This is a genomic window from Cytophaga aurantiaca DSM 3654 (assembly GCF_000379725.1).
GTDB classification, from domain to species: domain Bacteria; phylum Bacteroidota; class Bacteroidia; order Cytophagales; family Cytophagaceae; genus Cytophaga; species Cytophaga aurantiaca.
On the sequence record NZ_KB903666.1, the window covers coordinates 144,574 to 170,796 of the forward strand.

Below are 26,223 nucleotides of genomic sequence, written 5' to 3' on the forward strand. Positions count from 1 at the left end.
TAAGTAATAGATTCAAATAATTAGATTTAAAATTGGTATCTTGTAGTAAGTACAATTTAAGTTTCATGACATTTATTTCTGAATCCTCAGAGCCAAATTCAAACGTTTTAAATTTTTTGTCCGGCGGCGGAGAAATGGGAGAGCGGATACGTGCGTTTAACTGGAATACAACTTCATTGGGTTGTATAAACACATGGCCGCAAAGTCTATTAACAACAGTCAGTATTGTTCTGAATTCAAAATTTCCCATGTTTATCTGGTGGGGAGATGAGTTGATTCAGTTTTATAACGATGCATACCGTCCAAGCCTTGGCAATGAAGGGAAGCACCCTGTCGCACTAGGGCAAAAAGGTGTGGATTGCTGGCAGGAAATATGGCCGGTTATAAAACCATTGATCGACCGTGTTTTGCAAGGTGAATCAACCTGGAGTGAAGATCAGTTGATTCCGATCTATCGCAACGGTCAAATGCAGGATGTATACTGGACGTTCGGTTACAGTCCGGTATATATTGAAGGGGGTATTATTGGTGGCGTATTGGTTGTGTGTACTGAGACAACCAATATGGTTCAGAATCTGAAAAAAATTGAAGAGAGTGAAAATAAATTGCGCTTTGCCATTGATGCAGCTGAATTGGGCACTTGGGATTATGATCCGGTGAAGAATACGTTTGATGGCAATGAGCGCTTGAAAGATTGGTTTGGTTTATTGCCTGTGTCAGAGATTGATCTGTCCTTGGCTTTGGCAGTTATTTCAGAGGAAGAACGGCCAGATGTGATAAAGGCAATCACAAGAGCATTGGATTATTCATCCGGAGGAGTTTACAATGTTACGTATACGATCATTAATCCTGTCTCAAAAGAGGAGCGCATTGTCAATGCAAAAGGACGAGCCTGGTTTAATGATCAAAAAGAAGCATACCGTTTTAACGGTACGTTGCAGGATGTCACCACAGAAGTTATTGCACGTGAATTAAATGAAGAAATTCAGGATCAGATTCGTTTTGCCGGAGATCGGTTACAGCTCGCTCTGGACGCAGGGGAGATCGGTTATTATGAGTTGCTGATTGAATCCGATGAAATGGATTGCAATAATCAGTATAAAAAAATCTTTGGATTTTCGGAAGAACATCAGCCTACCTATAAAGAATTTACTTCTAAGATTGTTGCTAAAGACATCGCTGTCCGTAATAAGGCAATTAAAAAGGCTATGGAAGGTGGAGGTATATATAATGCAGAGTATAGAGTGGAGCACTCAAATGGAGAAATACGTTGGGTGAAATCTTTTGGTAAAGCAATGTTTGATGATGCGCATAAGCCGTTTAAGCTTATCGGTATGATACTTGACATAACGGAGCATAAACAATTTGCCGAAGAATTAAGTAAGCAGGTTCGGCAACGTACTACAGAACTTAAACAAACCAATGCAGACTTATTGCAATTTGCCCATGTAGCCAGTCATGATCTCAAAGAGCCTGTTCGGAAGGTTAAAATTTTTACAAATAGAATTAAAGAAGAATTCAAACCGCTGATCCCGGAAAAAGGACATCTGTATCTGGATAAAATTCTGCATTCTACAGATCGTATGATCTCTATGATTGAAGGAGTTCTGACCTATTCAACCCTAAGTGATTTGAGTCAGGCAATGGGAAAAATAGATTTAAATGAGATCATTATAAATATTAAAAAAGACCTTGAAATTCTGATCGATGAAAAAGAGGCAACGATTACAACAGATAAATTACCTGTGATACAAGGCGTACCGGTATTGATCTATCAGCTTTTTTACAATCTGATCAATAATGCATTGAAATTTTCTAAAACAGATGAAGCCTCGCAAATTGCGATAACGTATGCCAGAGAAAATGTTTCAGGTATTGAGTATGAAAAACTTACCATAACAGATAATGGTATTGGTTTTTCAGAAGAAGATGTAGAGAAGATGTTTGATGCATTTATACGCTTGAATTCCAAAGACAAATATGAAGGTACTGGTCTTGGTCTGGCATTATGTAAAAAGATTGTGGATAGGCATAATGGAATTATATTTGCGAATGGAGTAAAAGATATTGGGGCGGTGTTTACAATTTTATTACCTTTAAATACGATTAAATCCTAAAATACAATGGCGATAGAGTTTTTACTAGTTGATGATGATGCAGATGATTCAGATTTGATATTTGAAGCATTGAGTGAAATAGACCCGAATGTAAAATACACCTATGCAATGGAAGGACCTGAAGCGTTCTCTATGCTTGAGAATGGTTATGCACCGAGTGTTATTTTTTTAGATATCAATATGCCGGGTATGAATGGCTGGAATTGTTTAACTAAGCTGAAAGCAGAAGAGCAGTTTAAGAAAATTCCGGTTGTGATGTATTCTACGTCTTCCTATCCGCATGAAATTGAAAAAGCGTTTAAGCTTGGCGCCTTAGCTTTTTTTACGAAACCCAATCACTATACGCTGTTAAAGAAAAATATTAAGATCATTCTGGATGCCTTGCATGGAGGGGATATACAATCTCTGGATAAAACAGTATTGGAGTCTATAACTCCATCAGAAAAGAAACATTAATATATCAGCTACGTTTTAGATTGTGGTATTGGGTAGTACAATGGTAACACTTGTATTCTCATTTTCAACAGAAGTAACGGTTACAGTACCTTTAAGCCGTTCCACAAATTCCTTTACTATATATAAGCCCAAACCCGCGCCATCACTTTTTTCGGATGCCCGATAGAACATATTGAAAATTTTAGGCATGCATTTTTTACAGATTCCTAAACCATTATCTTTGAAATTTATTACGGCATGTTCAGGAGTACAGATGATTTGAATCGACACTTCTGATTGTTCTTTTTGCGGATCACGGTACTTGATCACATTGGATAAAATACTGTTGATGATAACTTCCAGTCTATATGAGTCTGAATAAAAAGGAACTTGCGCAGAATTCATGATAGATACTTTTACTGCATCCGCTCCGGATAAATACGACAGATTATTCATTGATTTATCAATCAATTCAGCAATATCAATTGCGTTGGTGTCAATCTCCAGACGTGCATTCCGACATTGATCAACCATTTGACGGATCGTAGTATCTAAACGTTGAACACAAGCTTCCATCATTTTATGTAACTCTTTTACATTCGTATTATTTTCTGGTGATTCCAGTTCTGCAAGATTTAACAATCCGCTTACGGTTGAAAGCGGGCCTCTAAGGCTGTGTGAAATGCTATAAATAAAAGAATCCAGCTCTTTGTTAATTTTTAAGATCTGTTCATTTTGTTCTTTTAATTCATGCATTGTCTGAATTTTCGTCTTTTCAAGTTCGCGCTGTCTCAATGCTGTAAGAATTGCACTCGGTAATCGGGAAAGATTGGATTTTAAAATATAATCATCGATACCTAGTTTTAAACAGGTAACGGCAAACTCTTCGGATACAGCTCCTGTTACAAGAATGAACGGAACAAACAGATTTTCTTTTAGACAGATTTTATGCGCTTCAATAGAATTGAATTGAGGCAAAGAGTGATCTGAAAGGATCACATCGGGTTGATATTCTTTAATACCTTTTATGAATTCAGCTTTGGAATCAACTTGAAGGGTTGAGTGATCAATACCTCCTTTTTCAAGAATATTTTCAATGAATGTGACATCATCTTCAACATCTTCAAGCATGAGAATCTTAATTTTTTCCTTTAGTTTCATAGCTGTGTAACTAATAATAATTTAAAAGTATGTGTTGCGTATTAGGTTTAAAAAGAAATACGTAACTTATATAAAAGCGAATTAGCTGGTTATTTCAAATAATTGTTCTTGTAGTTGAGCAATCCTATCTCATAAGTTAGGCATATAAAGACAGATTCCTATTAACAAAAGTTAAAAAAGTAGTTGCGATGAAGAATAGATCATTAACAGATTTTAATCTGAACATTTTATCATATGAAACGCATTAAGTATTGCACAAACGCAAATTATTGTATTGAACTATCCGTAATTTTTTTATTTTTATATATATGAATTTTACATTAGATAAAAAGATACTGCTTGGATTAGGCGCCTGTACACTGGTTTTAATCATTGTTGGCTTCATTTCGTATCGCAATAGCGAAAAATTTAAAGAAACGAACGAATGGGTGGATCATACCCACAAAGTTTTGTACGGTCTTGAACAGATTCTGGTTACACAAACGGATGCTGAAACTTCTATGCGTGGATATGTTATTACCGGAAAGGATAATTTTTTGAATCCGTATAATAAGGCAACAGCACAAGTACAACAAAATATAGATTATGTTAAAGATTTAACCATTGATAATCCAACGCAGCAAAAAAGAATTGCGGAGATCAATGACTTAATTCATGCGCATTTAAATCATCTGGACAGCTGTATTAAACTTCGAAATAGTGATTTTGCCTTAGCACAGCTATTGGTTTCCAGCGAAAATGGAAAGCGTATCATGGATAAAATACGTGCCAATATAGATGAGGCCAAGGATATGGAGTTCAGATTACTGACTGAACGGAAAATAACCAGCGAAAAAGATGCAAAGGATTTCAATTCTGTTTTTATCGCACTCATTGTTGCCATTGTTATCGTTTTAATTGCTGTTTATATTATTATTGTTACAAATCTGAATGCATTACGCACAGCAGAAAAAGAGACGGCAGAAAAAAACTGGAGTTTATCCGGCAGCAGTACTCTAGCTCAGGAAATGCAAGGGAATCAAGCCATACAGGAACTTGGACGGTCTGTGATAGATCATTTAGTTCCGTATTTAAATGCATCTTTAGGAGCTGTCTATATTGCCAATGATTCCGGATCTGCATTGCATCTTTCCAGTGGATATGCACTAACAAAAGCAAAGAAAGATGTAAAAACCATTCGTTTTGGAGAAGGACTTATCGGGCAGGTTGCGCAGGACAAGAAAACAATTGTATTGACAGATATTCCGTCAGACAATTTTATTCTTGATTCCGGTATGGGAGAAATCAATCCGGCCAATATTTTAATAGCTCCTATATTATATGAAAACAACACCGTTGGTATCATAGAACTTGGGAGCATGAAGCCTTTCACGGATATTCAGAAGTCCTATATAACGCTTGTGATGGATAGTATAGCTATAGCCATTACATCTGCCCAATCAAGGGGTAAGATAACCGAATTACTTGAAGAGACGCAACGCCAAGCAGAAGAACTGGAAGCACAGCAGGAAGAATTAAAACAATTCAATGAAGAGCTTCAGGTGAAAACAGAGTTGCTTGAAAAATCTGAAGCAGATCTGCGTGCCCAGCAGGAAGAACTGCATCAAAGCAATGAAGAATTAGAAGAAAAAGCGAATTTGCTTGAAGCGCAAAAGGAAACGCTGGAGAACGCTAAAATACAGATAGAGACAAAAGCACGTGAGCTGGAACTGACAAGTAAATATAAATCAGAGTTTCTTGCAAACATGTCGCATGAATTGCGTACACCACTCAATAGCATATTGATTCTGTCACAATTATTGATTGATAATAAGAATGCTACCCTCAACGAAAAAGAAGTAGAATTTGCACAAAACATTTGTAATTCGGGTTCCGATCTGCTAGAGTTGATCAATGAAATTCTAGACCTTTCAAAGGTTGAAGCTGGTAAACTGGATCTTGATATTGAAGATGTTTCGCTTAATAAGATAAGTAACAGCATGCACGCCATGTTTGATGAAGTTGCAAAAAAGAAAGCGATCAACTTTAAGATTGAATGCGAAGACTCGTTGCTTAAAACCAGCATTCATACAGATCGTCAGCGATTGGAGCAGATCATACGAAACCTGCTTTCAAATGCATTTAAATTTACTTCAAATAAAGGTTTTGTTATATTTAAAATGGGTGCTGTTCCGGAAACGGTTGTATTCAGAAATAAAGATTTGAATGCACACAACTGCCTTGCACTTTCCGTTACAGATTCCGGAATCGGTATTCCTAAAAATAAACAGCAGATTATTTTTGAAGCGTTTCAGCAAGTAGATGGTTCAACCAAACGTAAATACGGGGGTACAGGATTGGGCTTATCAATCAGTCGCGAGCTTTCAACTGCCCTTGGCGGAGAAATACATGTACAAAGCGAAGAAGGTAAAGGAAGTACGTTTACGTTGTTCCTTCCATATCACTATATAGAAACGGATAAAAATCAGGCAGATCAGGTTGTAGAAAAAAACACTCCGGATTTCCGCAAACAGGAAAATACTTCTTCTGTACAATCTACATCCATTGAAGATACTACGCCGGAAGAATTCGAGGATTTCTCAGACGATCGGTACAATTTATCTGCGAATGATAAAATCATTCTGTTGATGGAAGACGATATCGTATTTGCAAAACTGATGCTTGATTTTTTAAGAGAACGAAATTACAAAGGGATTATCGCAACAAGAGGAAATACCGGATTAAGCTATGCCCGTCAATACAAGCCGGATGCCATCATGCTGGATATGAAACTTCCTGTAATGGATGGTGCTGAGGTCTTAAAACAATTAAAAAATGATCCGGCGTTAAGACATATTCCGGTGCAGATTATTTCTGGCTACGATCGTAAGAGAGAAGGTTTGGAATTGGGTGCTTTTGATTACATTCTGAAACCGGTTACCAAAGATGTGTTGTTGAATGCCTTTGATCGGATCGAAGACTTCGGACGTAAAAAATTAAAAAAATTACTTGTAGTTGAAGATAACGAAGTGCAGAATAACGCGATCCGTGAATTGATCGGAAACGGGGATGTTAAAAGTTATTCTGCGTTTACAGGTAAAGAAGCGTATGATATGCTGGTAACAGATGCCTACGATTGCATCATTGTTGATCTGGGTTTGCCGGATATGTCTGGGTTTGATCTGATCGAAAAAATTAAAGAGACACAGGATATTAAAGGAATTCCAATCATTGTCTATACGGGCAGAGACCTTACGCTGGATGAAAAAAATATATTGAATAAATTAGCGAGTGCGGTTGTATTGAAAACAGCCAATTCGCAGGAACGCTTACTCGATGAAACAACCTTGTTTCTGCATCGGGTAGAGTCAAAATTGCCGAAAGAAAAACAACGCATCATTCGTAAACTTCATAAAACAGAAGAAATTCTGAAATCGAAAAAGGTTTTGGTTGTTGACGACGATATACGGAATGTATATTCACTGACCAATGCACTTGAAGAAGAAGAGATGCAATGTTTTATCGCAGAAAACGGCAAAGTAGCTCTTCAGGTGCTAGCCGAAAACCCTTCGATTGAGATTGTCCTCATGGATGTGATGATGCCTGAAATGGACGGATATGAAGCTACAAAAGCAATACGTAGTATGCCTCAATTTGATAAAATTCCGATTATTGCCATCACAGCAAAAGCAATGAAAGGCGATCGTGAAAAGTGTCTGGCTGCTGGTATGTCAGATTATATTTCAAAACCCGTAAACATTGAGCAATTACTTTCGTTAATGCGGGTATGGTTGTATAATTAACAGCAAACTTTTATTAAGTATCTTTTTATTTTCAGCTATGGAGCAACAGTCTGTATCGCATGCATTTTCATATTCTCAGGAAGAACTGAAAGCATTTTTAGATGCCATCAAGTTTATGTATGGATATGACTTTACAGATTATGCAGAGGCATCTATCAAAAGACGCATCCTGAATTTTATGAATATGTATAAGATTCCGACGTTACAGGATCTTAGTAAAATTTTATTAAAAGACGAAGCTGTTTTTGAAACATTCATTCAGGAACTTTCTGTTACCGTAACGGAAATGTTTCGGGATCCTACTTTTTATAAAAGTTTACGGGAAAACGTAATGGAGAGACTCGCTACTTATCCGGTGATCAAGATCTGGATTGCAGGTTGTGCAACAGGTGAGGAAGTATATTCCATTGCAATTGTATTGAAAGAAGCTGGTCTTTTAGAAAGATCCATTATATATGCTACGGATATCAATCAACGCTCCATACAGATTGCAAAAGATGGTTTATATCCTGTTGACAACATGAAAGCATATACAGTCAATTATAATAAATCGGGTGGTATGCACTCCTTGTCTGAATATTATATATCGAAATACAATTCTGTTTTGTTTGATAAATCTCTTAGAGACAATGTTGTTTTTTCGCCTCATAATTTAACGGCTGATAAATCATTCAATGAATTTCAATTAATTGTTTGCCGTAATGTATTGATCTATTTTAATCAGCAGCTGCAGAATAAAGTAATCAATTTGTTTCATGAGAGCCTTTGTTCTTTTGGTTTTCTTGCACTCGGAAATAAAGAATCTCTTTTATTTACGGATAGGAAAAGTAATTTCGAAGACGTTGATAAAAAGGAACGCATATTTATGAAGATTGGATGATGAATAGAATAGATACCAACAGAATAGTTGAAGCTGTTGTTATTGGTGCATCAGCTGGAGGTTTACATGCGCTTATTCATGTATTAAGTGCGTTACCCGCTGATTATTTCCTACCCATTATTGTTGTTCAGCATCGTGGAAAGGAGCATACAAAACTGCTGGAAGAAATATTGCAGACAAAATGTTTGATGCGCGTAAAGCAGGCAGATGAAAAGGAAAAGATTCATGGAGCGTGTATTTATATTGCTCCACCGGATTATCATTTATTAATTGAACAGGATGAAACATTTTCACTGACTTCAGATATATATGTGAAACACAGTCGGCCCTCTATCGATCTGTTATTTGCAACAGCTGCCGAAGTATATAAGGAAAAGTTAGTGGGCATAATATTAACAGGCGCAAGTAGTGACGGTGCAGAAGGAATGCTGGAAATAAGAAGAGCTGGCGGTTATACGATTGCACAGGAACCTACAACAGCAGAATATCCGTATATGCCTCAGGCATCCGTTTCAATCGGATCAATATGCAGTAATTTGACATTGGATGAAATTTCATCTTACTTAAAACAGTTATATGAAAGAAGGTAAAGCAAATATTTTGATCATTGATGATATTTCAAACAATATTTTTGCGCTTGAAAATTTGTTGATGAAAGAAAACCGAACATTTTTTAAAGCTACCTCTGGAGACGAAGGTTTGAAAATTGCTTTAAGTAAACCTATGGATCTGATTATTCTGGATGTACAAATGCCAGAAATGGATGGGTTTGAAGTTGCGAATATGCTTAAGTCTAATAAACGTACAAAAGACGTTCCGATTTTGTTTGCATCTGCAGAGTACAAAGAACAAAAGAATATTATTAAAGGGTTAGAAGAAGGTGCGGTTGATTATTTGTTTAAACCGCTTGATCCGGAAGTGACAAAAGCAAAGGTTAGTATGCTTTTGAAATTGGAATTGCAGCGCAAAGAATTAGTCGAAAGCAATAACGCGTTGGAAAAGTCTGCCATTCTGATCAATAACTCTCCGGATATTATTTGTACGATCGATGCAGATACATTCACCTTTGATGCTTATAATGTTGCAATGACCCAGGTGCTTGGGTATTCAGCAGAGGAGATCAATGCACGCACCTTATTATTTTTTCTGAATGATATGGATAAAGAGCGACTAGAAGGATTTAAAAAACGTGATGAGGATATACTTTCTTTTGAAACACAACTTTTATGTAAAGATGGATCGCATAAATGGCTGCAATGGAACATTGTTGTAAAAGGAGGGAAGTGGTTTTCAAATGCACGCGATATTACGGAACGTAAAATTAAGGACGATGAAATCATACGTCTGAATCAGGATCTGAAAGAAAATAATCATCAATTGCAGATTGTAAATAATGAGCTTGAATCGTTCTCGTATTCGGTCTCTCATGATTTGCGCGCGCCTTTGCGGTCCATTAATAATTACACACAAATGCTTGAGGATGCATTTACTCAGGTAGATGAAAAGTCTGCTCGTTTGCTGGGTAACATCAAACGCAATGCTTTTAAAATGGATACCTTGATTGACGATCTTTTGGCGTTTTCCCGCTTAGGTAAAAAGCCTATACAGAAGCAAGTGATTCACATGAAGGATCTGGTGAATAATATTTATAATGAGATTCAGGTACATTCTCCAAAAGCTGAATTCAAAGTAGCAAATTTACCTGAAATTGAAGCTGACTATAATTTACTGAAACAGGTTATTATCAATCTGCTTTCAAATGCCATTAAATATTCAAGTAAAATAGAACATCCTGTTATTGAAGTAGGTTTTACAAAAGAAGCAGATAATACCGTGTACTTTGTAAAAGATAATGGTGCTGGATTTGACATGGAATACAGCGATAAACTTTTTGGCGTATTTCAACGCCTTCATAGTACAAAAGAATTTGAAGGTACTGGCGTTGGATTGGCTATTGTTAAACGCATTATTGAAAAACATGGCGGTAAAGTGTGGGCCAATTCGAAAGTAGGAGAAGGAGCAACGTTTTATTTTTCGTTCCCTGTTCATTCAGTATAAATCAGCAAGAATAAAAATAAAAGCCTGAACAATAGAGTTACACTATTGTTCAGGCTTTTATTTTTATTAATTCTGGCGCCGGCATTAGCGAAGCAGTGACTGGTGCCGGGTATTTTGTAGCCTTTGACTACATTTATTCATTTGATATTTTATATTACTGATTAAACGCTGCAGCAAACTCCTTCGCAAAATCTTCAAGTTTTGTCTTAGAGAGTTGAACAGAAGATCTATGTGCATTATAATCTTCAAACATTTTTCCTTCACGTACGGCTTTACCCATCTCTACGAAATTTTTTGCAATTTCTTCTGGTAAGCCTGCTCCAACCATACCGCCAAAACTATCTTCGTCTTTAAAGTCAATCCATGGAAGCTCCGGTTTACCGATTGCTGCACCAAGTACTTTTGCTACATCGTTTGTAGTACGTTCATCGCTTACAACATAACGCACGGTATGACCTTTAAAGGTTAAAGCAGTTAATTCTTCTACAGCTACAGCAGCAATATCAGATGGATGCACAAATACGATGGATGTGTTCGTACCATAATTAGCACCGATGATGTTCGCATGTTTGATCATACCGATGTTATTCAACAGGTTGGTATAAAAATTACCCGGACGAAGATGTTTGATGTTGACATCAGACAATGTATTTAATGCTTGCTCTTCTCTGTGGATACCGCTTACAGGGCCGCATCCTTCTGCCATGTGTGCACCGATGCTGCTTAAGTTTACAATGTTTTTTACCCCCGAAGCAGCAATCGCATCTGCATAAACTTTACCTGTATCACCAATGTATTTTTTCCAATCGGCTGCAGCAAACGTAGGCGGAACCATTGTATACACCGCATCTGCACCTGTAAAGGTTTTTGTTAAAAAGTCTACATCCTGAACCGAACCGATCGCCGCTTTTGCGCCCAAGGCTTCGATTTCAGCTTTACGGCTTTCCTGGCTGCTCACTACTGTTACCGTGTGACCAGCTGCAATCAATGTCTTAGCTAGTGGCTTGCTTATATTTCCTAATGAACCTGTGATAACGTATTTCATATCTGTATTTTGTTTTGAGTTAATGATTAAACAAATGTATATTTGTACTTACTTTATTACAAGTACTAACCCTAAAGTAGGTATCTTATGACGGCAGTAAAAGAATCTTCAACCAATCACTTAAATAAGCTGGATGCTATTACAGCTTGTCCGGTATCCTTTACGCTAACCAAGATAGGAGGCCGCTGGAAGCCAATCATTATTTTTAATTTAATGACCGGAGGCAAACGTTATGGTGAATTGAAAAGAGCCATACCAACGATTACCGAGAAAATGTTGATCCAGAATTTAAAAGAACTTGAAGCGGATAATCTGGTTGAGCGTATAGCTAAGCCTGTTATTCCGCCGCATGTAGAATATAAATTATCGGAAGCCGGTAAAGCCTTATCACCCGTTATGAAATCAATGGTTGATTGGGCCAGAAAATACAATGTATAATTCATTTATGAGTTAGTTATTTTGCGTTGAACTAAAAAGCCAACACATATTATTTTTAGTTTATATTTTTATTCGTTGCAACAGAATCAAATGTTATACATGTGATTTGTATAAGCATTTTCTGAAAACATGTAAGCCATTCATAGCCGTGTTTGTGCAACTTTGATGTATAAAATCATTTTACATCAACATAAATTTTAGAGCTATGAAATTAGGACTTTCAGAAGAAGACATTAAAAAAAGTGTAAACATGTTGTCTGTTGCATTGGCAGATCAAATGACGTTGTATGTAAAGACAAGAAAGTTTCATTGGAATGTTTCCGGACAAAGTTTTATGGAACTTCACAAATTGTTTGAAGCACAGTATACACAACTTGAAGCCATTATAGACGAAACGGCAGAACGTATTAATAAGCTGGGTTCAAACACGATCGGAACAATGGAAGAGTTTTCTAAAGTGACACGCTTAAAAGAAGCACCTGGAAAATATCCATCTCAAAAAGATATGCTGAAGGAATTACTTGCTGATCATGAATCTGTTATCGTTGAATTGAGAAAAGATATTGATGCAGATAGTGATGCAGGCACCACCGATTATTTTACAAAACTGCTTCAGGATCATGAGACGATTGCCTGGACTCTTAGAAGGTATTTAAATTAGAAATATATACTCTATAAAAATGCTTCATGCCTTTATATATATAAAGGCATGAAGCATTTTTTATGATGTGATATATATGTACTTAATTATTTTAAATGATATAAATTATTTTTTGTAGAACCTTTTTTCCACCTCATTTTTACGCATTTAGTGCATGGAAATGATATAATAATTGCCTGTTACCGTGTAACACAATATTGTATGATATTGGTGAATTTTACATCATATCAAACAGCAACGGTCATGACAAACAGAAAAAAAACACGTTATTTTGAATCTCTTGTATCTATCGTATCTATTGGGTTTGCTGCATATCTTCTAATAGGTTTTTCGATTGTATTAATGAATTGAAAGGATTTAAATGAATGGATATTCATAGAATTGAATTGTGAAACCATTGTGAAGGAAAAGAGTATAAGTACATAGAATAGGAAATACTATGAAGATTTATAAAAGAGGATATATATACATGCATCGTTTGGTTCGCCAATCAGGCGTTATTCTTGAATCTCCGGATATAACTACATTTGCGGTTATTTTTACAGCAATTATAGCTGTTGTTTTTCTTATATGATTATAATCAGAATTAATAGTTGTTATTAGTTCTTTGTGTGAGTGAGTACCTTGCATTGTTGTTTTTAATAGTTATCTTGACATATGCAGAAGTTGCTTGTACTTGGCGTTATTTTTTTCATTGGTTTTACGCTGCATGCACAGAAAAAAAAGGAGAATGTTTTTCTGCATCCCGACAAATTTTATGAGAAGTATTTTCCTCATTTGAAAATTAAATACAATCCTTCCGATTCAACTTATATTAAAGTATATCCGAAAAATTATGCAACGGTTGCGACACATGTATTTTCGCCAACAGTGCATATAAATATAGAGCCCAAAGGCGCTTTACAGGCCAGTTCTCAATTTCGTACAAATATTAAAACCATTACAGGTTTTTCATTTAGTTATAGGCACATAACGGCAGGTTTTGCGATGAGTTTGTTACCGCCTGTCGGAGATCCACCAGGTTATGTATCTACAAAATACCGCACGGCTACAATTAAATATAAAAGTCCCATCTATATTCTTACCTTCAAATTTATGAAGGTACAAGGTATGACAGATATTAACTCCTTTAATAGTCTGGATCCTCTTCAATCGACGGTACCTCGTCCGGACATTACAATTAAAGAATACATGTTTGAAGGAATTTATAATTTCAACTGGAAAAAATATTCATATCTCTCTACCGTTGATCACACAGAAGGACAAATTAAAAGTCATCTTGGTTTTATGGTCAAAGCCGGAATATACAGTCAGCGTTTTTACGGAGATACAAATTTGCTTAGTGTTCCTCAACGTCCGTATTTTGAAGGCTACGATAACATTACCAAAGTTGTGGGTTATAACATAAAACTTTCTCCGGGAATAGGAGGAAACCTGGTAATTAAAAAACATTTCTACGCAACTATTTCAATTTTCTCTCCACTCAATCTGTATATTAACAGATTGTATTCTGAAAACGATGAACGTGTTCATAAAGAAACAAGCCTGCAATGGGTATTGGATGGCTCTGCAAGTATAGGCTATCAATCAAATCGTTTTTTTGCTGCCGTGCGGTTTGACTTAGATGGACGAACTGCTGCATTGAATACAGTAAGGTATACCAGTGCGTATAATTATATTGGTTTTGATATTGGCTATCGATTTGTTGCACCGCGTGTAGTGAAAAAGGTTTATGACCAGACCATGCCCCCTGGCTTGTAGGTGTTTTCCTGAACTATGATTTATATGATTGAAATCATCGCATTAAATAGTGTAACAATTCATGAAAATAATGTAAAAGTATTGTCCATTGTAATGTACATATTGTATATAAAAATAGGCATATGAATATTAAGAGAATCTTTGGAGCGGTATTGACAATTTTAGGAATTGGTTTTTTAATATATACTGCTGTGTTATTTTCAAAAACAGGAAGCCCAATAAAGCCAATGATCACTTATGGTGTACTTGGTTTTGTATTCTTCCTTTCAGGCATGGGACTTATACGTACTATTAAGGATGCTGCTTAAATGTAGATTAAAATTATAAATAAAAAAGGCTGCAGCGATGTAGCCTTTTTTTATGCATTTATTTAACTATTCGATGTATGGAAAACCTGTAATCAATAGATTGTATTATGTAAGTAGTGAGGTGTTTGAATGCCCTACATTCGTAATATAAAACTTAAACAATTTCTAATCAGCTAATCAAATACTATTATGGAAAATCAAAACAATTCAACACCAACCAACACCTACAAGACAACAAATAACAAATTGGTGACAGGAATGTTCAGAGATCGTGAAAGTACAGAAAATGCATACAATGCGTTGCATGAAAAAGGTTACAATCAGGATGAAGTCCATTTACTCATGTCTGACGATACACGTAAAAAACATTTTGCAGACGACGATACAGAGATTGGTACAAAAGCTGCTGAAGGTCTTGGTAAAGGTGCTGCTATTGGCGGGACTGTCGGTGCAGTTGCAGGTGCGATTGCAGCAATAGGAACATCACTTCTAATTCCCGGTCTTGGACTTGTAATTGCTGGTCCGCTTGCAGCAGGTCTTGCTGGTGCGGGTGCAGGCAGCATTACGGGAGGGATTGTTGGAACGTTAGTAGGTGCAGGTATTCCTGAGGAACGTGCTCGTATTTATGAAGATGGCATAAAAAAAGGAAATATTGTAGTAGGAGTACATCCACGCAATGATGAAGATGCCGAGTACTTCAAGAACAACTGGAAAGAACATAAAGGCGAAGAAATTCATCATTAAATTAAAAAGATTAAAAGCAGTGTAAAAGTATACTGCTTTTAATCTCATACAATTATTAAAATAATATATAACGTTATATCTACGATGATGAAAAATCTTACAGTCATAACAACCGCGTTTATAACCTCTTTCTTATTTAGCTCTTGCAGCGTAATAGGAGACATCTTTAGTGCAGGTATGAGTTTCGGTATTTTCATTACCGTATTTATTGTAGCAATAATTATTTATGCATTTATACGCTTGACAAGAAAATAATAGATAAAGATCTTTAACAACTAACAACTATACGACTATGGAAAAGAAAACAAGTAATGGAAATGGTTCAGTTAAAAAAACTGCAGCTACACCGAAAACAACAAAATCGAATCAATCTCCAAGTAATGATTCTATTCAGGAATCTCAATTACAGAAATTATTTGAAGATGAATTGAAAGATATTTACTGGGCTGAAAAAGCATTAACAAAAGCAATTCCGAAAATGATTAAAAATGCTACATCGGGTGATTTGATTAAAGCATTGGAATCTCATCTGGATGAAACGCAAAATCATGTAACACGTTTGGAACAAGTATTTGAACTTATCGGTAAAAATGCTGTAGCAAAAAAATGTGAAGCAACTGCCGGCTTGATTCTGGAGGCAGGAGAGATTATGGAAGAATGTGATAAAGGTGCGATGCGTGATGCAGGTATTATTTCTGCTGCTCAAAAAGTAGAACACTATGAAATTGCTACCTACGGAACATTACGTCAGTTTGCAGACACCTTAGGTTTGGATAAAGTTGTAAAACTTCTTGCCGCAACCTTAAGCGAAGAAAAAGCAGCAGACGAAAAATTAACCGAAGTTGCTGAAAATACGATTAACATTGAAGCTGCACACCAGGAAGCGTAACTAATTATGAATTATGAATGAAAAAAAGCAATTCATAGTTAGTTGATTAATGGAAAACTTATAACATTCCTGAAAGATTATATAATTAATTGAATAAAGAGTCGAATATCTTTGTATCGTAAAAAAAGCAGATGGCTTTTAAATATTCACTTGAAATAAGATTTTAGTATACAGGGAACAGAATACAAAAACGCACTATTACTATCCAGCATAATGTTGATAATTTTGTGAGTGGGAGCTTGAGACACTTCCCAGGCTATTTGCAGCTTAGTATTCTTTACTACAACATGTAATTCTGTTCTTGTATACGACCAAATAATATGCAATAGCATAAAACGCATTGATATATACTGTATGTCTTAATCCAATGCTCGCATGCAAGAGGAAATGGATATACAGTATAGATTGATTTGACAAAGAGTTCAGGTTCCGTTTACGGACTGGCTGCCGAATTTTAGGGGAGTTCGGCAGCAGACTCTGAGTCTAAAAACATTATCTGCAGGGAATTGAGTTATTTTCATTTATGTAGTTGTACCTGACCGCACAGTTATATAAATAAAAAAGTCTCAATTCGTGCAGATATATTAAAATAATGATGGGATCTTTTCCAGCTAGGAGATAAGCCGCCTAAACAATCATGTTCGGCGGCTTATTGTTTTAAAAGCGCTTTTTAATTATTCTAATTCGTTGTACATATAACGGAAGAATTTAAGAAGGTCTTTGGATTGTATATCATGAATATAATTTCTTCTTTTCCCGTTATTTATATACCATGCTCTTTTATCAGCAAGCATGATCTTTTTTAAATCTTCCCATTTAACATGTCCCATATGAATGTCAATACCTTTTATGTTGTAATAACATAGATCAAAACTGATGCATTCAAGCACAGGTTTTTGTGCATGATTTATATTTTTTAAATCTATTTTTTTGTACAATGAAATTTGTGTGATGTGTTGTTCCCAGTTAAATCTATATGAGGTATCTTTTTCAAAATATTTTTTTACATCAAAAGAGTAACTATACTTATTATAAATACCTATGGTGTCGGATTCTAAATAATCTTTCACATAATAAAGTAAATCAATTGGATCTGATCCAAAACACGTATCCTTAAGTGCTTTTACCCGAAAATCCTTATTTAAGGGATAAAAGGAATCTTTTTCAAAACATGCATCATAAATCAGTTCTCGTTCATACAAATCATATATTTCATCTATATCTATGGTGTTTGCAATAGAAAGTTTGGGGCTATAGTAAGGATCATGCTCATAATGATACAAGGTTATTTTTCCACGATCAACATATTCCAATAACAGAGTAATGAAAGGGACTTGCGCCATTGTTAATCTGTTGTTGTTTTTACATACAACATTTATACTTTCGATAAAATGTGTTGTGTATTTTTTATTTTGATGACGAGCGTTGCTATTAGATATTGGTTTGTAACCAATATCATTATTTAATGAAATAGTTTTTATTGAATCGGGCAAAAAGATTGTTTGGTGTTGTTCCCATACTTTCGTAAGAGGTAATGAAAAACTTTTTATTTTATATTCTTTAGACAATACATTATGCAAAGAATCATATGAGATACTTTTAAAAAAGGTATAGTTTTCTACATACAATTTATTGGGTGCTAATTGTTCTTTATACGACCGTATTGAGTCAATAGTATTTTTTCGGTATGAAATCTTACAAGGCTTGCTGATTATATCATTTACTGCATCCAACCCCCATCGTGAATACTGTTCGTTGAGCACTTTGTAAACAGGATCGTAATACGTAACAGTCGTTGGATAATTCGTTGATAAAAAATGTATGAAATCATTCCATTTAATAGTGAAATTATAATCTCCGCCGCCGATTCTTGTTCTAGTGTTTAGTGGTTTACTGAAATGTATATAATAGGGTAACTCCTTGTTTGAATTGGGATCAATAAGATATGTTATTGAAATTTTTGAATCTTTTACATAAAATGATAAACGTGATTTTTCGTATAGAAATACGTTCGCAAGGCTTGAGTCTGATTTGTCAAAATCCACATCATAAGAAGCTTTTTGATATACTTCGTTGTTAAAGTAAAAATGCTGATTGTAATATCTTGGATGCGAATAGCTCTCAGACTTCCAGGGTATTAAACTCATACTGGATGGAACTCCATATAAAATTTTTAAGTGGTCACTTTTGCTTACTATTTTTTCTTTGCTGGTAGAAAAATCGATTGTATATATTGTATTGCTTGTGTCTTTTAAAAAGCTCAATATTATATTAGAAGAAATAATAGAAGTGTTATCGCTAATACTATAATATTTTATAACAGCTTGATAAGGCTGTGTTTGTGCTGTGGATGAAAGGCCGGAAATAACAAGAACAAAAACAGCAATAACAAATACTTTAATATTCATAGATCATTAATAAAATAATATCAATAAAGATACATTGAATTTGGAGGTAGACAAAATACAAATAGAATTACCCCCGAACATTACCAGGATGAAGAAAAATTCCACCATTTCTGTATCTTTGAAATGATGTTATATCATATAATTTCAAATACTTTTCCATGCAAACAACACAACGTATTGTTGCTGTTGGTCTGTGGTATATTTTTTTCTGCCTGTAACCAATCAGAACCGGTGCACATACTTTTTGCCGGAGATATGATGCTTGATCGCGGAACACGTAAGACGATAGAAAAGAATGAAATTGCTTATCTGTTTACAGATGTACAAGAGGTATTCAAGCAGCAGGATATGGTGCTTGTAAATCTTGAGCATCCGGTTTGTTCTGATAAACTTGAAGCAAGAGATAAAAAGTATTTCTTTCGTGCAAATCCGGATTGGCTTCCTGCAATCCGTACAGGTGGTATTACGCATGTTGCCCTGGCGAATAATCACACGGGTGATTATGGCAAAGAAGGTATACAAGAAACCATGCAGGAGCTAAGTCGCAATCATATTGCTTACGTAGGAGCAGACAGTACACTTCTGAAGCCTTGTGAACCGGTATTTATTCACAAGAATGGATCGAAGCTCGCAGTCTTTTCAAACACGTTGTTGTATCAGCAGGAATCCTCCGGGTGTTGCAATGAAAACAGTACAGCATTACAAGGCCGGATTAAAGCATTCAAAAAGACACATCCGGATTATTCTATTATTATTTGTCTGCATTGGGGTATTGAAATGGATACGCTGCCATCGGCAGATCAAAAGGTGCAGGCACATATGTTTATTGATGCAGGTGCAGATCTCATCATCGGACATCATCCGCATGTCGTTCAGCCAATAGAGATGTACAAAGGAAAATATATTTGTTATAGCCTGGGGAATTTTATTTTTGATACGAATACATATCCGGGCAATACAGGCATTTTTACATGTTTTGATATTCGGGATAATACAATTACTTTAGTACGTGTGATCCCCTTTATTCTGTCTGATTCTAAACCTTGTATTATGACTGAAACAGATGCCGAACAATTTCTGCATCGCAAAGGAATTGTTTTTTAGTTGCTGTTATATTTCATATGAAAATCGGATTTCTATGCTTCGTGTTTTTATTTTTTTTGAATGGCTGTTCCAAACCAGACACATTTGAAAAAGAAGTACGCATAAAAGATGATTTTTTTGATGGTTTTGTGAGCCTCAAAAAAATGGAAAGTATTCAAAAATATCAATTGTCTATATCGGATACAGCAAGGCAACCCATTGATTGTATCTACACACCCTATGATGTTTTTCAAATGGAGACAGGCGACGTAAACCGGGACGGAAAGACAGATATCTGTTTGGGCATTATAAAACCTACACCTTTTGATTCAATCTTAAAAAAACGTTTGTTTATCTTTCAGATTGATCGTGCTTACATTCGTCCACTGTGGCTGAGTTCAAGACTTGTAAATCCGCTGGAAGAATTTTCAGTAAAAAAAGATAGTTTACAGGAAATAATTATCCGTACCATAGAACGCACCAGTCCGGAAACATTTTGCACACGTTCCTATAAATGGGGCTCTTTTGGAATGATGTATCTTTCTACCGAACAAGATTCAATAAATTATGAAAATGCAAAACAACAATTGTATCGTTAACAGGCTTACTGGCATTGCAGCAACATCCGGTTTGATTTTACTGGCTGCTCTCTGTTTTTCGTGTTCTGACAAAAAAGAAGAAGAAAAAAAGACTACGGCGCAGCAAGCGTATAAACTCAATCAGCCCTTGATGAAGTTTGCACCCTACGATGAAGGCTATCCGATCACAACAAAAGAAATTGATCCGCAAGCATCGTATAAACACCATGATTACGTGGAGTATTTTAAAGACTATTACAAGGATAAGGTACAGCCGCCGGCATTTAATTTTAATGTCGATCTTACCGGTAAAACGTTTCATGAACTACGTATGCTTCGTGCAGAAATTTTAGCGCGCCACGGATTTTTGTTTATGGATTATGTGATGCGTTCTCATTTCAATGCTACAAATTGGTATCAACCTGTTTTCTGGGATGAAAACTTTCAGATAAAACTGACAAAACAAGAAGAAGAATTTATTGATAGAGTATTGCGTGTAGAAACGGTACTGCATAAAAACAATTATGTTCAAACGGCAGGATATGAAAGAGCCAATATGAGTAATGTAGTAAACTGGCACCAGTTTACAGATTTACCCCTAACAGTAAAACAGCATCTTGCCGCCGATGGATTTGTGATTAATAAAGCGAAACACGAACAGCTCTTCCATGTATACGATCAGAATTACTATGATTATACACCGAGTTTTATAACAACAGATTTGTATTTGCAAGTATTGCATATGCACATCAGTAAGGAAATGCAGAGTCTTGAAACAAAAAAAATGTATCCGTTGCTGGACAGACTTCTTACAGAATTGTATGAAGCTTCAAAGAAAGATGGTGCCTCTGCAACTGCTGCTCTTCGCAAAGCCGGAGCCTGGAATCAGACCTATTTTGCTGTTGCATTGTCTTTATTAAAAGGCAAGAAATATACCGTGCCGGCAGGTATGGAAAGTGCTTTTGATTTTGAATATACACATATCAACGACGCTGAAAAAATAGATCGTTCAGACTTTCTGGGTGATTCACTGATGGATTATACGCAGTTTATTCCACGAGGTAATTATACACGCAGTGATACATTGAAACAGTATTTTAAATGTGTGAAATGGCTGAACAGTGCAGTCATTTTTCTGGATACCGATGAACGTTTGTCCAGCGCGGTTGAGATCGGATATCACCTAGCAGCATCGCAAACAGCAAAAGATGAGTACTTAAAATTTTCAAAAGTGATTGGTTTCTTAGCCGGTGACGAAAACAATCTTTCGTTTTATCATTTGTTGAAAGTTCTTGAAAAATACAAACAAGCCAAGCAGGAAGAATTGTTGTCGGCATCGAATCTGAATAAAATACGCACATCCTTGTATGCGATGGATCCTTCTAAATTCGGAACAGCCGGAGCCAATGAACGCACCATAGAATTTCTGGCAAGAAAGAAAATTGTATTCACGGCAGGACGCTATACGTTTGATGGAGAAATTTTACAGCGTCTTGTTCATGTGTTGAGACCTAAACCGCTGCGTCCGATTCCGAAGGCATTGGACGTATTTGCTGCCATGGGAAATAAAACGGCAGAAGAAATTTTATTGAACACCTATAAGGAAGGTCAGAACTGGAGCGGATATACCGATACACTGAATGCGTTGAAAGATAAATTCAAAAAGTTTGATAACTGGAACAACAGTGTCTACAACAAGCAGATGGAAGCGGTGTTGGCGTTGCAAGAAACAGATTCGAGAGCTCCGTATTTTATGAAATTACCTGCATGGCAAAAGAAAAATCTGAATACGATGCTGGCTTCATGGACAGAGTTGAAACACGATATGGTTTTATATATACAGCAGCCAAGTGGCGCAGAAATGGGCGATGGAGGAGAAATACCACCTCCTCAAAAAATCAGTTATGTAGAGCCAAGCATTGCTTTCTGGAATACCTGTCTGGAGTTTTTAAAACTGAATGCAGAGTTGTTGGAAGAAAATAATATGATGACTGCGACCTTACAGAAGCGAAACGACGAGTTACTGGATCTGGGTACTTTTCTATTGCGTATAAGTGAAGCTGAACTCAAAGGACAGAAAATATCGGTAGAAGATTTTGAACGACTGTCCTTTGTTGGCGGAGATGTAGAGCGGCTTACACTGGATATTATTGAATCTACAGAGGCGTTCACGGCTTCGGTAAGCTCTCCCGATAGATACATGGCTGTGATCACAGATGTATATACCTATAACGATCAGTGTCTTCAGGAAGGAGTGGGTATGGCCGATGAAATTTATGTTGTTGTGGAGATTAATGGATTACTTTATTTAACACGTGGTGCAGTATTCAGTCAGTATGAATTCACAGGACCTTCTTCAAACCGGTTGACAGATGAAGAATGGCAGGAAGATCTGTTTAAAAATAATAAAGAGCAGAAGCAGGCTATATGGATGAACGATATCCGGATAACAGTACCGGAAATTAAAACAGCACCAAATTTTAATTTATACTAGATTTAAAAGGTAAAAAGATACGAATAAAAAAGCGGATGGTTCTGAAAGAATCATCCGCTTTTTGTTGGTACTAAAATCTTTACCTATGCAAGCAAACCACAGTGGTTGTGTCTTTTCGACCAACCACTGTGTATATTAATCAAACGATAATTTTACCCGCTTACGTCCGTACTCTTTCCATGCGGTGTATTGATCTTCTGCTTTATGGGTATAATCAATTTTGTGATCGTAATTGAAGAATACAAAATACAACGGAGCTTGAATTTTTTTGATTGGATATTCTTTTCCGGTATCTGTGTCTGAAATATTCTCTACGGTTATGGTTCCAATGGTCGTTCCGTTTTCAACTTTAACAGTGGGATCAAAGCGATGAAAATTGAATTGATCGGACTCATAAAACCAATAACACAAGGCATCGTCTGCAACGGCAATATCTTTATCTTTATTGAATTCATCTTCAGCCATTGTTTTACCAACAATATTTTCCCAGTCGGGTAAATGTTTACTAAGAGGCGTGTCGTAGTATGTTCTATGATACGAGATGTTTAACGATACGCCATCTAATGAATCTTTCAATCTGATTTCAATTTTAAATGGCTTCTTTTTTAAATGAATATTCTGTGAATCAAACAGCACTTCTCTACGAATCGTATCCTGAATAATAAATACCTGATAGCTGTCAAGGGCTTTCGGAGACTTCGTAAAAGACGTACTGACCATGAGGGCTGTAACAAGAACTAATAAAATGGATGTGCGCATGTTATATTAAAAGTTGAATTAGTTATCTAAAAGTTGAATCTAATATAGGAAACATTTATTATGGTTTTAGCTCTCATTATTAAATTTCTACTTTCGTTCGGTGTAAAAGACGTGTATACTAAACCACTAAAACGCAGTGTAATCATATAACAATCTCCTGTGATTATATAATACTTGATGTATGCTTAAGAATACCTTTGTTCTGTCAGATAAATAATGAATTTATCTTTCAATCACATTTTAGTCTTTAACTAATTATTAATCATGAAGAAAATTTTATTATCGGGAATCTTATTACTTGGTGTGCTGGCAGCAAATGCACAACGCACTTCTATTGGTGTTACAGCAGGTTATGGAACAGCATGGCTATCTGATACAGATGAAGACGTTACGTTCAATCCGGCATGGAATTTAGGTGCTACATTGGTTTACAGTACAGATACGCATTGGGGGTTTGGTGCAGATGTAAAGTATTCCAGAGAAGGCCTGCGATTTACCAATCCGGGCTCTGGTCCTTATAACGGTCAAACCATAACTACAAAAGTTGGAAGTGATTACATTCGTGTTCCGATCCGTGCTATTTATTTCTTTAATAAAAATGATCATGCTTTCCGTCCGAATGTTTCATTAGGGCCAAGTTTTGGTTTTTTAACGGGCGGACAAATCCGTACATTGGATGGAGATAAAAATTTAATTTATAAAAGTCCGGTAAACGATTCTTTTAAAGCGTTTGATTTCGGGCTGCAGGGTACAATAGGCGCGAGCTACATGGTATCAGACGGTTTATGGTTAAGTGCTGATGTTGTTTATTATCACGGATTTATTCAGCAAAATAAAAACGGTTCAAATAATATGATGAACAGTAACCTGGGTATTAATCTTGGATTGAGATTCGGGATAGGTAATTAGTGGTCAGTAAACAGTGGTCAGTAATTTTCTGATTTATGTTTTCAAAAGTATACAAAAAAGCTCATCCGGATTTCGGATGAGCTTTTTTGTATGAGACTACTTTCCTTGTATCAGCTACCTGATAATCGTTAAATACACAGGCTTTGCGCCTTCCGTAATTAAAATGTAAAATCCTGCATCCAGCAGCGCCCCGTTTCTGTCTGTGCCATCCCAAACAATCGGTGCCTGTAAGGTATTTACAACTACTCGTTGGAGATTGTATACAGTTACTTTTCCTTTGTTTTCAATATAATATGTATCCGCTATGCCATCACCATTCGGAGTCAGAACAGGATCACAGTTGTCAATTCTATTTAATATGAAATCATCTGTGGCACTACATAATTTAGAATCTAATACTCTAAGAAAATAATTTCCGGCTTCAACATTTTCAACAAGTGGATAGGTAATGTTTTTTCGTGTTGAACTTGTAACAAGTTCATAGGTAAATGGGGCAGTACCACCTGAGATTTGATTCTGAGAAAAATCAATCGTATACCCTTTGCTGCAATCTTTACTCACAATATCTACATTGGGTATATTAAGTTCAATACAAGGTAGTACCGCAATGTTAAATGTATTGGTGTTTAAGGTTAATGTTGTGATAGAGGTATTGTATACTTTTAATTGATAGGTGCCGGCATCTGTACTCTTCAACGGACTAAACGTATACGAAGGCGATGCAGAACTATCGATGATAATACCATTTTTCATCCACACGTATATGTTTGTTGGTAGCGGTGAAGCTACAGGATAGCTTAGTGTATAATTGTTCTCTGCTCGTGCTGTAACATCAGCAAAGGGAATAGCGCGCTGAGGGCTATAGATAAATGTAGCTGGAGGATTATTTTGAAGTACGGGTTGTATATCTTCGAATGTAAGCAAGGCGCCATATACATTAAGTGGACTGAGTCCTGTTTTATTTTGCATATTGGGCATGTCAGAAAACGGATTGTCAAATATAACACACAGTGTAAGTGTTGATATATTATCTAAGGCTTTAAAACTTTTTATATTGTTTGTCCATGCATACAGTGTTGTAAGGCTTGTTAATTTCTCAAGTCCAATAATGGTATCAATTCCTGTTCTGTGTACATGCAATTCGGTAAGGTGTATGCATGGAGTTACATCAATAAAAGAAGCACTTATCGGATTTTGTCCGGTAACTAATTTACTAAGTTGTGGGAAATTAATAAGCGAAGGGAACTGAGTAAGATTATTGTTATTGCAATACAATGATAATAATCCTGTAGAGCCGGATAGGTCGGGAAGAGCTGTAAGTTTATTGTTTACCACTTGAAAATCTTTCAAATGTAGGGTAGCCATACTGGGTAATGAAGTTAAATTATTATTTGATGCATAAAAATTAACAAGTCCGGTTATGCCTAATAAGCTGGGTACGTTGGTAAGTTGATTGTTGCCTAGATCCAGCGTATTAATACTTTTGAAATATTCTACGCCTGTTGCATCAACAATACCGGCAAAGCGTAAATCCAATGGGCCTGTAACTAAAGCGGCTTTTGCTGCATCCAGTTGATTACCTACCATCACGTACTGATAGGATGAATTTAATTTGTCGATCAGCTTCTGGTCAGGCAATGTTATTAGTTGGCTAAAAGCAACGCGAATAGCAAGGAAAAAAATCGATGTTAATAATATTCTCATCACGTTTAA

General features: G+C 36.0%; 22 protein-coding genes. 17 read left to right on the top strand and 5 right to left on the bottom strand.

Going from position 1 to position 26,223, the window contains the following annotated elements; all coding sequences use genetic code 11:
* The first annotated feature begins 65 nt into the window (after positions 1 to 65).
* Together A3EE_RS0119660 and A3EE_RS0119665 are read left to right on the top strand one after the other, a co-directional pair.
* Positions 66 to 2,117 (top strand): PAS domain-containing sensor histidine kinase, encoded by a 2,052-nt coding sequence (locus A3EE_RS0119660; RefSeq protein ID WP_018345164.1) that lies wholly within the window; start codon positions 66 to 68, stop codon positions 2,115 to 2,117.
* A gap of 6 nt (positions 2,118 to 2,123) precedes the next feature.
* Positions 2,124 to 2,573, top strand: coding sequence for a response regulator (locus A3EE_RS0119665; protein WP_018345165.1), 450 nt, complete (start codon positions 2,124 to 2,126; stop codon positions 2,571 to 2,573).
* A 15-nt stretch (positions 2,574 to 2,588) separates the two neighbouring features.
* Here the strand turns inward: A3EE_RS0119665 and A3EE_RS0119670 are convergent, their stop codons facing one another.
* Complete coding sequence (locus A3EE_RS0119670; protein WP_018345166.1) at positions 2,589 to 3,713, bottom strand: hybrid sensor histidine kinase/response regulator; 1,125 nt, start codon at positions 3,711 to 3,713, stop codon at positions 2,589 to 2,591.
* A 308-nt stretch (positions 3,714 to 4,021) separates the two neighbouring features.
* Here A3EE_RS0119670 and A3EE_RS0119675 point away from each other — a divergent pair, with 308 nt between their 5' ends.
* Genes A3EE_RS0119675 through A3EE_RS0119690 form a run of 4 tightly spaced genes read left to right on the top strand, consistent with a single transcriptional unit; the run spans position 4,022 to position 10,433 of the window.
* The gene (locus A3EE_RS0119675; RefSeq protein WP_018345167.1) at positions 4,022 to 7,495 is read left to right on the top strand and encodes a response regulator; all 3,474 of its coding nucleotides are present in this window, start codon (positions 4,022 to 4,024) and stop codon (positions 7,493 to 7,495) included.
* Positions 7,496 to 7,532: 37 nt separating this feature from the next.
* Positions 7,533 to 8,375 carry a CheR family methyltransferase gene (locus A3EE_RS0119680; RefSeq protein WP_018345168.1) on the top strand — a complete coding sequence of 281 codons (843 nt, stop codon included), beginning with the start codon at positions 7,533 to 7,535 and terminating at the stop codon, positions 8,373 to 8,375.
* Positions 8,372 to 8,965 carry a chemotaxis protein CheB gene (locus A3EE_RS0119685; protein WP_157447124.1) on the top strand — a complete coding sequence of 198 codons (594 nt, stop codon included), beginning with the start codon at positions 8,372 to 8,374 and terminating at the stop codon, positions 8,963 to 8,965. The genes A3EE_RS0119680 and A3EE_RS0119685 overlap by 4 nt, the downstream gene beginning before the upstream one ends.
* A complete protein-coding gene (locus A3EE_RS0119690; protein WP_018345170.1) occupies positions 8,952 to 10,433 on the top strand; it encodes a sensor histidine kinase in 1,482 nt (493 codons plus the stop codon). The genes A3EE_RS0119685 and A3EE_RS0119690 overlap by 14 nt, the downstream gene beginning before the upstream one ends.
* A gap of 154 nt (positions 10,434 to 10,587) precedes the next feature.
* Here A3EE_RS0119690 and A3EE_RS0119695 read toward each other — a convergent pair whose 3' ends face one another.
* Complete coding sequence (locus tag A3EE_RS0119695; RefSeq protein WP_018345171.1) at positions 10,588 to 11,478, bottom strand: NAD(P)H-binding protein; 891 nt, start codon at positions 11,476 to 11,478, stop codon at positions 10,588 to 10,590.
* Positions 11,479 to 11,565: 87 nt separating this feature from the next.
* Here A3EE_RS0119695 and A3EE_RS0119700 point away from each other — a divergent pair, with 87 nt between their 5' ends.
* From A3EE_RS0119700 to A3EE_RS0119740, 7 genes are all read left to right on the top strand, one after another.
* Positions 11,566 to 11,916, top strand: coding sequence for a winged helix-turn-helix transcriptional regulator (locus A3EE_RS0119700; RefSeq protein WP_018345172.1), 351 nt, complete (start codon positions 11,566 to 11,568; stop codon positions 11,914 to 11,916).
* Between the two features lie 205 nt (positions 11,917 to 12,121).
* The gene (locus A3EE_RS0119705) at positions 12,122 to 12,577 is read left to right on the top strand and encodes a Dps family protein (protein ID WP_018345173.1); all 456 of its coding nucleotides are present in this window, start codon (positions 12,122 to 12,124) and stop codon (positions 12,575 to 12,577) included.
* Positions 12,578 to 13,016: 439 nt separating this feature from the next.
* Positions 13,017 to 13,151 carry a hypothetical protein gene (locus A3EE_RS22220; RefSeq protein ID WP_281166503.1) on the top strand — a complete coding sequence of 45 codons (135 nt, stop codon included), beginning with the start codon at positions 13,017 to 13,019 and terminating at the stop codon, positions 13,149 to 13,151.
* A gap of 83 nt (positions 13,152 to 13,234) precedes the next feature.
* On the top strand, positions 13,235 to 14,338 hold the full coding sequence (locus A3EE_RS0119715; protein ID WP_018345175.1) for a DUF4421 domain-containing protein: 1,104 nt from the start codon (positions 13,235 to 13,237) through the stop codon (positions 14,336 to 14,338).
* A 122-nt stretch (positions 14,339 to 14,460) separates the two neighbouring features.
* Positions 14,461 to 14,646 (top strand): hypothetical protein, encoded by a 186-nt coding sequence (locus A3EE_RS0119725; RefSeq protein ID WP_018345177.1) that lies wholly within the window; start codon positions 14,461 to 14,463, stop codon positions 14,644 to 14,646.
* 189 nt (positions 14,647 to 14,835) lie between these two features.
* A complete protein-coding gene (locus A3EE_RS0119730) occupies positions 14,836 to 15,390 on the top strand; it encodes a general stress protein (RefSeq protein WP_018345178.1) in 555 nt (184 codons plus the stop codon).
* A 292-nt stretch (positions 15,391 to 15,682) separates the two neighbouring features.
* Positions 15,683 to 16,279: a YciE/YciF ferroxidase family protein gene (locus tag A3EE_RS0119740; protein WP_018345180.1), complete on the top strand. Its 597-nt coding sequence runs from the start codon at positions 15,683 to 15,685 to the stop codon at positions 16,277 to 16,279.
* A gap of 674 nt (positions 16,280 to 16,953) precedes the next feature.
* Here the strand turns inward: A3EE_RS0119740 and A3EE_RS0119745 are convergent.
* Positions 16,954 to 18,687 carry a hypothetical protein gene (locus A3EE_RS0119745; RefSeq protein ID WP_018345181.1) on the bottom strand — a complete coding sequence of 578 codons (1,734 nt, stop codon included), beginning with the start codon at positions 18,685 to 18,687 and terminating at the stop codon, positions 16,954 to 16,956.
* Between the two features lie 231 nt (positions 18,688 to 18,918).
* Here A3EE_RS0119745 and A3EE_RS20995 point away from each other — a divergent pair, with 231 nt between their 5' ends.
* From A3EE_RS20995 to A3EE_RS0119760, 3 genes are read left to right on the top strand one after another with little or no spacing between them, the layout of a single operon-like run.
* Positions 18,919 to 19,791, top strand: coding sequence for a CapA family protein (locus A3EE_RS20995; RefSeq protein WP_157447125.1), 873 nt, complete (start codon positions 18,919 to 18,921; stop codon positions 19,789 to 19,791).
* A 17-nt stretch (positions 19,792 to 19,808) separates the two neighbouring features.
* Complete coding sequence (locus tag A3EE_RS21000; RefSeq protein ID WP_018345183.1) at positions 19,809 to 20,369, top strand: hypothetical protein; 561 nt, start codon at positions 19,809 to 19,811, stop codon at positions 20,367 to 20,369.
* On the top strand, positions 20,338 to 22,842 hold the full coding sequence (locus A3EE_RS0119760; RefSeq protein ID WP_018345184.1) for a DUF3160 domain-containing protein: 2,505 nt from the start codon (positions 20,338 to 20,340) through the stop codon (positions 22,840 to 22,842). The genes A3EE_RS21000 and A3EE_RS0119760 overlap by 32 nt, the downstream gene beginning before the upstream one ends.
* Positions 22,843 to 22,977: 135 nt before the next feature.
* Here the strand turns inward: A3EE_RS0119760 and A3EE_RS0119765 are convergent, their stop codons facing one another.
* Entirely contained in the window at positions 22,978 to 23,601 is a 624-nt protein-coding gene (locus A3EE_RS0119765; protein ID WP_157447126.1) for a hypothetical protein, read from the bottom strand.
* A 264-nt stretch (positions 23,602 to 23,865) separates the two neighbouring features.
* On the opposite strand from A3EE_RS0119765, the gene A3EE_RS0119770 reads away from it, so the two are divergent.
* Entirely contained in the window at positions 23,866 to 24,510 is a 645-nt protein-coding gene (locus A3EE_RS0119770; protein WP_018345186.1) for a porin family protein, read from the top strand.
* Positions 24,511 to 24,624: 114 nt separating this feature from the next.
* On the opposite strand, the gene A3EE_RS0119775 is transcribed toward A3EE_RS0119770, so the two are convergent.
* Positions 24,625 to 26,214, bottom strand: coding sequence for a glycoprotein (locus A3EE_RS0119775; RefSeq protein WP_083921299.1), 1,590 nt, complete (start codon positions 26,212 to 26,214; stop codon positions 24,625 to 24,627).
* Between the last annotated feature and the right edge of the window lie 9 nt (positions 26,215 to 26,223).